1 protein-coding gene is annotated in these 1,543 nt (G+C 65.7%); it reads right to left on the bottom strand.

Annotated elements, in window-relative coordinates:
- Window positions 1-313 precede the first annotated feature (313 nt).
- Window positions 314-1,507, bottom strand: a complete 1,194-nt coding sequence (gene tuf / locus ABD323_RS41005) for an elongation factor Tu (protein WP_344447195.1) — start codon at window positions 1,505-1,507, stop codon at window positions 314-316.
- Between the last annotated feature and the right edge of the window lie 36 nt (window positions 1,508-1,543).

Here is a 1,543-nt window from a genome sequence, read left to right on the forward strand (position 1 = left end):
GAACACATGAACGGCCATCACGGGAACGACGAGTACATGGGACTCGCTTCCGGTCCTCCCGACGGGAGGCGCGCAGCATCGGCACTCAACCGAGCAACTTGACTATCTTGCCATATCACGAGGTTTGAAAGCGAATCGAGCCGGCTGTCTGCCGGGTCACACCGCGGCGGCCGGGTCAAATCGACGGCGCGCGCGGCGCCCTGAGCGCCCGTCAACCACCGGACGCGAACGCCGAAGGGCCCCGGCCCCGTCCTCGCGGACGGAAACCGGGGCCCTTCCGAGCCTGTGGAGCAGGCAGGTCAGAGCATCAGGACTACTTGATGATCTTGGTGACCTGGCCGGCGCCGACGGTGCGGCCACCCTCACGGATGGCGAACTTGAGGCCCTCCTCCATGGCGATCGGCTGGATCAGCGCGACCGTCATGGCGGTGTTGTCGCCCGGCATGACCATCTCGGTGCCCTCGGGGAGGGTCACGACGCCGGTCACGTCCGTGGTACGGAAGTAGAACTGCGGGCGGTAGTTGTTGAAGAAGGGGGTGTGACGGCCACCCTCGTCCTTCGACAGGATGTAGGACTGGGCCTCGAAGTCGGTGTGCGGCGTGACCGAACCCGGCTTGATGATGACCTGGCCGCGCTCGACGTCCTCGCGCTTGATGCCACGGAGGAGCAGACCGACGTTCTCGCCCGCCTGGCCCTCGTCGAGCAGCTTGCGGAACATCTCGATGCCGGTGACCGTGGTGGTGGTCTTGGTCTCCTTGATGCCGATGATGTCGACAGTCTCGTTGACCTTGAGGATGCCACGCTCGATACGACCGGTGACGACGGTGCCACGACCGGTGATCGTGAAGACGTCCTCGATCGGCATCAGGAAGGGCTGGTCCACGGCGCGGGCCGGGGTCGGGATCGCCTCGTCCACCGCGGCCATGAGGCCGAGCAGCTTGTCGCCCCACTCCTTGTCGCCCTCGAGCGCCTTGAGCGCCGAGACGCGCACGACCGGCAGGTCGTCGCCCGGGAACTCGTACTCGGAGAGGAGCTCACGGACCTCGAGCTCGACGAGCTCCAGGATCTCCTCGTCGTCCACCATGTCGGCCTTGTTCAGGGCGACGACGATGTAGGGAACGCCGACCTGGCGGGCCAGGAGGACGTGCTCCTTGGTCTGCGGCATCGGGCCGTCGGTGGCGGCGACGACGAGGATCGCACCGTCCATCTGGGCCGCACCGGTGATCATGTTCTTGATGTAGTCCGCGTGACCCGGGCAGTCGACGTGGGCGTAGTGACGCGCCTCGGTCTGGTACTCGACGTGCGCGATCGAGATGGTGATACCGCGCTGCCGCTCCTCCGGCGCCTTGTCGATCTGGTCGAACGGCGTGAAGGGGTTGATCTCCGGGTACGCGTCGTGCAGCACCTTGGTGATCGCCGCGGTAAGGGTCGTCTTACCGTGGTCGATGTGACCGATGGTGCCGATGTTGACGTGGGGCTTCGTCCGCTCGAACTTCGCCTTCGCCACTGCAGTCCTCCTGAGGACAGTTCTGTACGCCGTACG

Origin of the sequence: Kitasatospora nipponensis (assembly GCF_039528135.1) — a bacterium.
GTDB lineage: Bacteria > Actinomycetota > Actinomycetes > Streptomycetales > Streptomycetaceae > Kitasatospora > Kitasatospora nipponensis.